General features: G+C 65.2%; 10 protein-coding genes. 6 read left to right on the forward strand and 4 right to left on the reverse strand.

The annotated features are described in order from the left end of the window. Positions 1-755: 755 nt before the first annotated feature. A complete protein-coding gene (locus KXC43_RS50045; RefSeq protein WP_221383394.1) occupies positions 756-1,106 on the reverse strand; it encodes a DoxX family protein in 351 nt (116 codons plus the stop codon). Positions 1,107-1,616: 510 nt separating this feature from the next. Here KXC43_RS50045 and KXC43_RS50050 point away from each other — a divergent pair. Then, the gene (locus tag KXC43_RS50050) at positions 1,617-2,000 is read left to right on the forward strand and encodes a hypothetical protein (protein ID WP_221383395.1); all 384 of its coding nucleotides are present in this window, start codon (positions 1,617-1,619) and stop codon (positions 1,998-2,000) included. 36 nt (positions 2,001-2,036) lie between these two features. Here KXC43_RS50050 and KXC43_RS50055 read toward each other — a convergent pair whose 3' ends face one another. After that, positions 2,037-2,453, reverse strand: a complete 417-nt coding sequence (locus KXC43_RS50055; protein ID WP_308129627.1) for an acyl-CoA dehydrogenase family protein — start codon at positions 2,451-2,453, stop codon at positions 2,037-2,039. 401 nt (positions 2,454-2,854) lie between these two features. On the opposite strand from KXC43_RS50055, the gene KXC43_RS50060 reads away from it, so the two are divergent. From KXC43_RS50060 to KXC43_RS50080, 5 genes are read left to right on the forward strand one after another with little or no spacing between them, the layout of a single operon-like run. Beyond that, on the forward strand, positions 2,855-3,634 hold the full coding sequence (locus KXC43_RS50060; protein ID WP_255646218.1) for a 2-amino-3,7-dideoxy-D-threo-hept-6-ulosonate synthase: 780 nt from the start codon (positions 2,855-2,857) through the stop codon (positions 3,632-3,634). Next, positions 3,631-4,713 carry a 3-dehydroquinate synthase II gene (locus KXC43_RS50065; RefSeq protein ID WP_221383398.1) on the forward strand — a complete coding sequence of 361 codons (1,083 nt, stop codon included), beginning with the start codon at positions 3,631-3,633 and terminating at the stop codon, positions 4,711-4,713. Before KXC43_RS50060 ends, KXC43_RS50065 begins: the two co-directional genes overlap by 4 nt. Next, entirely contained in the window at positions 4,710-5,837 is a 1,128-nt protein-coding gene (locus tag KXC43_RS50070) for an FAD-dependent monooxygenase (protein ID WP_221383399.1), read from the forward strand. The genes KXC43_RS50065 and KXC43_RS50070 overlap by 4 nt, the downstream gene beginning before the upstream one ends. Beyond that, entirely contained in the window at positions 5,830-6,597 is a 768-nt protein-coding gene (locus KXC43_RS50075) for an arylamine N-acetyltransferase family protein (protein ID WP_255646216.1), read from the forward strand. The genes KXC43_RS50070 and KXC43_RS50075 overlap by 8 nt, the downstream gene beginning before the upstream one ends. A gap of 17 nt (positions 6,598-6,614) precedes the next feature. Beyond that, complete coding sequence (locus tag KXC43_RS50080; RefSeq protein ID WP_255646219.1) at positions 6,615-7,190, forward strand: ISAs1 family transposase; 576 nt, start codon at positions 6,615-6,617, stop codon at positions 7,188-7,190. Here KXC43_RS50080 and KXC43_RS53660 read toward each other — a convergent pair. Together KXC43_RS53660 and KXC43_RS53170 are read right to left on the reverse strand one after the other, a co-directional pair. Beyond that, positions 7,173-7,571: an LLM class flavin-dependent oxidoreductase gene (locus tag KXC43_RS53660; protein WP_438870966.1), complete on the reverse strand. Its 399-nt coding sequence runs from the start codon at positions 7,569-7,571 to the stop codon at positions 7,173-7,175. The two genes, KXC43_RS50080 and KXC43_RS53660, sit on opposite strands and share 18 nt — an antisense overlap. Before the next feature lie 124 nt (positions 7,572-7,695). Continuing rightward, the gene (locus tag KXC43_RS53170) at positions 7,696-8,559 is read right to left on the reverse strand and encodes a helix-turn-helix domain-containing protein (RefSeq protein ID WP_221383401.1); all 864 of its coding nucleotides are present in this window, start codon (positions 8,557-8,559) and stop codon (positions 7,696-7,698) included. Positions 8,560-8,665 lie beyond the last annotated feature (106 nt).

The following is an 8,665-nucleotide window of genomic DNA, read 5'->3' on the forward strand; positions in this document are numbered from 1 at the left end:
TCTGGACCAAGACCGCCGACCAGATCCTCGAATCCATCAAGCGTTACTGCACCCGCATTAACGACTCACGACACTAGAGAGATTACTCCAGTTCAGCAGGAACCGGTCCCGTCAGGGCTGGCACATGCCGCTCAGACCCATCCCTCGCAGCTGGTCTGGCAGACGCGGGACGCCTCCTTCAGATCGGAACCGGCACGCCCGCGCACCTGTGCGAACAGGCGGCCGGCCGACGATCGACGGTAAAACCCTTGGCATACAACCCGCTCATCAACCACTTCGAAGACTGCGTCGTCCGCCGCAACGGCGACATCGGATCCCCGCGAGTCTCCGGCGAGACCGAAGCGTCCAACGCCTCGACAGGGCCCGGCTGACTTTGCTCGGCCGAAGACCGGCCGCGCCCGGCGCCCGCCTGACCGTCCGGCGGAACACCCGCCCGGACCTCACTCACCACAGCCCTACCGTGGTCCGTGATGTCCCCGACAATCAAGCCACCAACGCGATACCGCCCGGCCGATCACCACCGCCACGGCGCCCAGCAGTAACCGCCACTGCCGCTCATCCAGATGCGGCCGCAGCACAGCCGGCTTCACCGTCAACCGCCGACCAGACAATCCATCGTCGGGCCCTAACCCTCCGCCTCACCAGCACAAACACGCCCGGTGGTGGTCACACCGACGATGCAGACGCCAACACCGGGCTCGCCTCAGCCTCTGCAAACGCCGCGGCTATCCACTCATCCAAGTGTCGTTGCAGTATCAGGCTGTGGCGATGCCCAGTGCCACAGCCGCCACGGCGACGAGCATGATGACGGCCGGCGTGGCGACGGTCTTCTTGTCGCCCGCCCGCAGGTGGGTAATCACGGCACCCAGGAAGTAGAGGACGACACCGATCGCCGCCGCGATGCCCAGCGGGCGGTAGACGATGCCGGCGAGCAGTCCCAGTAGTCCTGCGATCTTGACCAGGCCGAGGGGCAGGAACCAGCTGTCCGGCACCCCGAGCGCTTTGATCGGCTCGATGATCTTCGGGTCGCGCATGATGTCGCCACGGGCCGACAGGAGCAACACCAGGGACAGCAGGACAGCGATGACGACGTAGGCGATGAACACGGCAACTCCAGGAGATGACAGGCGGGCCGTCGCGTCGGTCGGCCCAGCGATTGTGGCGGCAAAGAGCGAACTGATCCCGATAAGTTATGTACTGGTACAGGCCTTCACCGGGTTGTTATCACGATGTCGGTCGGTCGCAGCGTCAGCTCGTTCCATCGACTTTGTCGTACGACAGGTCCGCGTAGCGCACGGAGGGGATCTGGGAGTTGGTCACGGCCATTACGACGTGGAGTGATCCACCACGGTTCACCGTTGTCGCCCGCGCATCCGACGGCCGGCGTCTGACGTGGCGCAGGACGATACCGGCCCACTCGATCACACATTTGCGTGGCAGGCAGCAGCGGAGGCGATGCTTGCGCGCTGCGCCCTTCTGATCTGGGAAGATCTGGGACGCCTAAGGCCCTGATCGTCCCGCACGGAAGGCACTTTCAAGGTGCAGCGTGCGGCTCGCGTCCGAAGGTTTGTCGTCAGACACACGAGCCGGGCCGCGTCGCGGTCTATCTTGCGGTGTTGCCGGCCGACGGCGGTGAGGCCGTCGCCGATCTGGCGGTGCTGCGTCAGCAGCCGGGTCTGTTCGGGCCGGTGACCTCGGGTCAGAGGGCGCGGCGGGTCCTCAACAGCGTCGACACCGTGGCCCCGGCCCGGTTGCGGGCCGCTCGGTCCGCCGCGCGGGAGCCGGCCTGTTTGCGGTTGCTCGAGACGCGCCGCTCGTTGCCGGCGACCACGGTCCTCGGCCGGGTGCCGGCGGGGTTGGTGCTGGACATCGACGCGACGATTGTGTTGTCGCATTCTGCGAAGGAATCGAGCTCGGCGCTGAAGGCGCGGCCCTGCCCCCGGTTCACACCGGTGATGACGACTACGGGAGGGGCGCGATCGATGATTCTTCCTCGCTGAAGAACTTTCGGGGCGGCCAGAAGCAACGGCGGTTGCTCAGCCGGTCAACACGCGACCATGGGCCTCGATAGCGAGGTATTCGGTCAGGAACGGGTGGCGGCTGCCGACGGATACGTCGCGCCACAACCGCTGCACCGGGCTGGTCATGCGGAAGCCGCTCGCGCCGTGCAGGTCGAGCATCCGGTCCAGCGCTGACCGGCAGTCCTGGGCCGACCGGCTGAGGTCGAGCTGCAGGCGGCCAGCGTCGAGTTCGGCCGGTTCGCCTCCCTCGCCGAGGGCCGCCGCGACGGCCAGCATCATGCGGTCGGCTCGATGCACGCGGCTTGCCGCGTCAGCAAGCCAGTGACGCGCGCCTGGAGACTCGCCCATCCGCGCGTACGAGGTCAGGAACGGCTTGCGGCCCGAGGCGAATATCGCGACGGTCGCGTCGAGCGCACCGAAGCTCGCACCCACGACCGGACGCAAAGTCTGTCTTTGTTGGACGCTTGTTCACCCTACGTCCGCTGCTGCGGCTTGCGGTTCGACTTGAGATCTTGGCGTCTGCGCAGGCGGTGGCAGGTGACGCCGGTCGCCGTCAGCCGCGGGGCAAGCTCCGTGGTCGGTTGTCCAAGAACACCGGTACGCCGCGGTCGTCGCCGATCCGGCAGGCAACGACGCAATCACCTGCAAATCGATTAGTGACTCATGTCACACGGATTCTGAGCTGGGAGTACCCGTATAGACCGCCCCAAAGGACCACTTTCATGAACGCTCGAGCAAACCTCCTCGTCATCACGGCTGCAGCACGGTTCTGTACGGGCGATTTACAGGAGGGAAGATCCAGAATGGCGTACGGAGTTTCATTTGCTCGTGACATGCGGTTAAGGAGGCTAGCCAAGTCCGGCAACCAGCGCTTGCTTGTCGTGCCAATGGATCATCCGATTTCTGATGGACCCCTCGCAGTCGGCAAACGCGGTTTGGACAATCTCGTAGACACTCTTTCTCGGAACGGCGCCGACGCAGTTGTGCTCCACAAGGGAAGCCTGCGTCAGATAGACCCATTTCGATTCGCTAACTTATCGCTCATCGTCCATTTAAGTGCCAGCAGCTCCCACGCTCCGGATCCCGACCAGAAGGTACTGGTGACGAGCGTCATCGAAGCGTTGCGACTCGGCGCCGACGCGGTCAGCGTGCACGTCAACGTCGGCTCGAGTGAGGAGGCCGCGCAGCTTCGCGACTTGGGGCAGGTTGCGGCGGCTTGTGACGAGTGGAACATGCCATTGCTGGCGATGATGTATCCCCGGGGTCCCAAGATTGCTGATCCTGCGCCGCCCGAACTGATCGCTCATATTGCATCCATCGCCGTTGAGCTGGGTGCCGACCTGGTGAAACTGCCTTTTGCGGGGTCCGTTCAAGAAATGGGCCAGGTCGTCGCCGGTTGTCCCATCCCGATCCTCGTGGCAGGTGGTCCGCGGCCCGACGACGACGATGACGTCAAAGTCCTGGCCCAGAAGGCCTTGACTGCCGGCGTCGCCGGACTTTCCGTCGGACGATCGATATTCGAAGCACCCGACCCGGGTCGGATGACCAAAATTCTCAGCTCGCTCGTACATCAGTATGGCCAGGACAAAATCGCTGAAGGAGTTATGGCATGAAAGAAGTCTGGATCGATATCCGGAACACCGGAGATCTGAAGCCGGCGATCGTCACCGAGGCAATTCATCATCGTGCCTCGGCAATTGTCAGCGACAGCCTCTCCGATCTGGCCGGTCTACCGCCGACGATCATGAAGGTCTACTTCCCCACAGATGGGCGGCTGCCTGAGGATGCGGGCGACTGCGACCTCGTCGTGGCCGATCGCTCGACCCTGGACGTCACCGAAGCGGGTCCGAGGTTCGCGTCGTTCGTGGAGATAACGGACGCGGCGACGCTGGAGCTCGCGTGCCAGTCTGCGAAGTCGGAACCGTGGAGCATCCTGCTGTTCCGCGACCCCACCAAGATTCCGCTGGAGATCGTGCTGGCGGCCGCGGCGGCGGCGGACGGTGGCATCGTGACCGTAGCGGCCGATGTAACCGAGGCGGAAGTGGTGTTCGGAGTCCTCGAGCACGGTTCTGGCGTCCTGATCCGCCCGATCGGGGTCGGTGACGTTGCGAAGGTGATCGAGGCCGCCGCCAGCTCCTCGCCCGACGTATCGCTGGTGGAGTTGGAGGTATTACGTACGTCTCATGTCGGTATGGGTGAGCGCGTCTGCGTCGATACCTGCACCTACTTCCGCAAGGACGAGGGCATCCTGGTCGGCTCCCATTCCAAGGGGATGGTGCTTTGCGTCAGCGAGACCCATCCCTTGCCCTACATGCCGACCCGGCCATTCCGGGTGAACGCCGGCGCGATCCATTCCTACACGCTGGCCGACCAGGAACGGACGCAGTACCTCAGCGAACTGCGGGCGGGTTCGAAGGTGCTGGCCGTCGACATCAACGGCAAGACCCGCGTCTCCACCGTCGGCCGAGTGAAGATTGAATCACGTCCACTGCTGTCCGTCGACGCCGTCGCACCTGACGGCACCGAGGTCAACCTGATTCTGCAGGACGACTGGCATGTGCGTGTTCTGGGGCCCGGTGGGACCGTCCACAATTGCACCGAACTGAAGGCGGGCGACAAGATCCTCGGCTACCTGCCCCAAGCGGACCGCCACGTCGGCTATCCGATCGACGAATTCTGCATCGAAAAATGAAGGTCGCCATCATCGGTGCCGGCATCACCGGGCTGACGCTCGCCGCCGCCCTCAGACGAGCGGGCATCACGTGTTGCGTTTTCGAGCGGGCAGCGAGCTTCAGACGCATCGGCGCCGGGATCCAGCTGTCTCCGAACGCTGTCCGGCTCCTCCGCCGGCTTGGTCTCGACACGGAACTGGCGGGTACGGCGGTGCGGTCCGATGGCGTTGAGGTACGCCATTGGAAAAATGGAAATGTTGTCTCCTGGATCCCGCTCGGCGATGACTGTGAACGGCTGTTCGGAGCACCGTACTACCTGATGCACCGGGCCGATCTGCATAACGCACTCGTCGATCTGGTCCCGGCCGGCTCAGTCCACCTCGGCAGCACCTGCGTTGAGGTGATCGAACGGGACAACGGCGCTCAGGTCGTGTTCGCCGACGGCAGCAACATCACCGTCGATGTGGTGGTCGGAGCGGACGGCATCGGCTCGACGGTCCGCGGCTCAAGTTTCGCCGACGAGCCGCACTATTCCGGGCAGACCGTCTATCGAGGTCTCGCACCCGCCACCGCGCAGGCCCCGTTCCGTGACGGCGAGCGCAAGTCCGTGATCTGGGTCGGCGAGGGAAAGCACGTCGTCAGTTACCCAGTCGCCGCGGGCTCACTCATCAATATCGTGGCCGTCACCGCGGACGAAGCGTGGTCACGGGAATCCTGGTCGACGCCCGCACGTGTCGGTGACGCTCGGGCCGCCTTCGCGGGATGGGACACGGTTGTACTCGACCTGATCAGCGCGGCCGATTCACTCACCAAATGGGGCCTGCATCTCCGCAGCGGCGACTTCCCATGGAGCGGTCAGTTCGTCACCCTGGCCGGCGATGCGGCGCACCCTATGCTTCCTTTCCTGGCTCAGGGCGCGAACCAGGGCATCGAGGATGCCATGACGCTCGCCGGCTGCCTGAGTCAAGCGACATTCAGCGACGCCACACTCGCTCTGCAGCGCTACGAACAACTCCGCCGCCCACGGGTGTCCGCAATCCAGCAATACTCGGCGAAGCCCCCGACGTCGCAGGGAACGCAAGCGCTGCTCGACACAGCCTGGATCTTCGGCCACGACCCTTTGTCCGAGTTCAATGATGGATAAGGCCACTGTCGACGCCTACCTCGCCCGTATCGGTGCATCCCGTCCGTTGCGCTCAGACCGTTCGGCGCTAACATATCTGCACTCGATGCACCTGCGTGCCGTGCCTTTTGAAAATCTCGCATACCACCTCGGCGAACCCGTTACTGGTGGTGATCAGTCCGTAGAAAAAATTGTTTTCGGAGGGCGCGGCGGCAACTGCATGGAACTTAATTCCGCCTTCCTGCTGCTGCTGCGAGGACTCGGCTTCGATGGCTCCCTGCTGCTGGGCCGGGTTTGCCGGAACGGCAACTTCACGCCGGGAATTTCACATGTCGCCGCCCGGGTCCGGCTGGATGGCGACGAACACCGCTACGTCGATGTCGGGCATTTCGACGCGAGCCTGCGTCCGCTGCGCATCGACCATCAGGCAGTGCAGAACGACTCACACGGCAGGTACTCCGTCACCCCCGCCACGCGGGACAGTTTCGACGTCAGCCGGAACGGCGTCACTTTCGTTCGCATGGACCGCCGAGAGATCGACCTGAACGAAGCGGTCGTCCACGAGGAGGCGTATCGACGGGAACCGACTTCACTGCTCATGAAGAGACTTCTATGCAGCCGCGCAACCGATCGAGGACGGGTGACGCTGTCGGGAAAGCTTCTTATTCATGAAGAAGGCGGGCAGACGATGCGAAAGAGATTGAAGAACGCCGACGAGATCGACGAGGCCCTGCGGCACTGGTTTGGAATTTCGGCACCCACAATCCTCACGCTCCGATAGGCAGGGAGGCTATTTCCCTGCACTGCCAGCGTGACCACGTCACCTACCTCGCCGAACGCGGCGCGCACTGGATACTGACCGGCGAAGGCGACCAGCCCAGCCTGCAAAAACAACTCGCCGCTCTGCCCTGGCGGCACGTCGACGCCACCCGCCACGACGACCGCGGGCACTGCCGCCGCGAGTTCCGCACCCTGAAGATCCTGACCCTCTCTACCGGCATCGCGTTCCCCCACGCCGCCCAGGCCCTGCAGATCCGCCGTCGCAGACGACGGCTCGACGAACCGCAACGCTTCACCACCGGAACTGCCTACGCCATCACCGACCTGCGCGTTCACCAGGCCAAACCGCACCAGCTGGCCGCCTGGATCCGCAGCCACTGGTCGATCGAGAACGCCGTCCACTGGGTCCGCGACGTCACCTACGACGAAGACCGATCCCAGACCCGCACCGGCAACGGTCCGCAAGTCATGGCCGCCCTACGCACCGCCGCCATTGGAGCGCTACGCACCGCCGGAATCAACAACACCGCCGCCGCCAACCGGCATCACGCCCGCGACAACACCCGCACACTGGCGCTACTCGGCATCATCTGACGACTTTGCCGGGCCCTGGGCGTACACCTCGCCCGTGCCGGGCTCAGCCCCGCGGCGCAATGCCGACTCGTCGAAGGTCCCCGGGCCCCGGCCGATACCCATGTCGATACGGTCCGGATTCAGCGCCGCCAGCGTCGCGAATTGCTCCGCGAGGGCAAACGGGGCGTGGTTGGGTGCCAGTACGCCACCCCGCGCGGATCCGGGTGGTCCGCGCTGCGGCTTGCACACCGGTTTCGCTGGTCTGCTGTCCGCCGACAACGACGTCGTTCCCGGACGCCTGATCCCGGTCGCCGCCGTGCTGGGCAACGCCGACAACCCGTACCAGTCCTCGAATGGCCCGGACCAGCCGCGCGGCCCAACTCCTCGCCCGCCTCGCCGCACACCCCGACGATCTCACCCACGACGCCCTCGACGCCGTGCCGACTGAATCTGCCGCATCCGCTCGGCATGAGCGGCAACCGATGAGGTGACGGAGCCGTCCAAACGCATGTGGCCGGGGCGGTCCTCAGGCGTCGGGAGGCCTGTTGCAGCGGCGGGCGAACTGAGCCGGGGTCTCGCCGAAGCTCCTGCGGAAGTTCCGGATGAAGTGGCTACTGTCCGCGAACTGCCATCGAGCCGCGGCCTCGGTGACGGAGAGGCCGGCGGTCAGCGCCTGACGGGCCGCCTCGAGCCGGCGGCGCCGGATGTAGGCGGCGGCTGATTCCCCGGTGCTCGCGAACGCCCGGCTGAGGGTGCGGACCGACACATGCAGCTCCCGGGCGAGCAGCGCAGGGCTGAGCTCCGGGTCGATGAGCCCCTGGTCCACGAATTCACGGGCTGCCCGGGCCAGCGCGGGCTGTAGGGCGGTCTCGGCCGGGTCGGTGTCACTGTGGAGGATGCCCCGAGCCAGCTCGACCAGTGCGTTACGGGCGGCGTTCGCGCCGATCGCCGTCAGTCCCTCGACCGTTTCGTGCAGCAACTGAGCGTGGGCCATGAGTAGCCGCAGTTCCCGTGTGCCGGCCGAGCCGGTCAGGGTCACGGGTCGCCCGGAGCCACCGACGGAGTCCAGCGGCAGACGGACCGCTGCGGCAGTGGTATCCGGGGCAGTTTCGTAACCGGACGTCCGTGCTGCTGATACGGCCAGGAACTGCCCGGCACCGACGACGACGGATTTCGCACCCTGACGCAGGGTCCAGACACCGCGCCGGACGGAATAGATATGCAGCTCTCCCGGGTCGTCCAGGACGACGGAGGCTCGGACCCCAGTCACCGAACGGAAGTTGCTCACGACGACATCCCGGATCCGGGAGTCACGGCTTCGGATTCGAAGCCCGGCTCGGCGGCCGCCGTCGACGACTTCCGGCGTTTTACAGCCGGTTATCTGCCGCACACGATCGGAGTCGTGCCAGGCGCCGTCCTTGAGCCATTTTCATCCTGCGTAACGCGGTGACTCGACGTGGTGCAGGACGAGGATGGCCTGCACGATCGCGGTCGCG

This window comes from Paractinoplanes polyasparticus (genome assembly GCF_019710575.1).
GTDB lineage: Bacteria > Actinomycetota > Actinomycetes > Mycobacteriales > Micromonosporaceae > Actinoplanes > Actinoplanes polyasparticus.

Bases quoted from the DNA above. Each gene is read 5' to 3' on its own strand.
- KXC43_RS50075 (WP_255646216.1), top strand. From the start codon at position 5,830: ATGGATAAGGCCACTGTCGACGCCTACCTCGCCCGTATCGGTGCATCC.
- KXC43_RS50070 (WP_221383399.1), top strand. From the start codon at position 4,710: ATGAAGGTCGCCATCATCGGTGCCGGCATCACCGGGCTGACGCTCGCC.
- KXC43_RS50060 (WP_255646218.1), top strand. From the start codon at position 2,855: ATGCGGTTAAGGAGGCTAGCCAAGTCCGGCAACCAGCGCTTGCTTGTC.
- KXC43_RS50065 (WP_221383398.1), top strand. From the start codon at position 3,631: ATGAAAGAAGTCTGGATCGATATCCGGAACACCGGAGATCTGAAGCCG.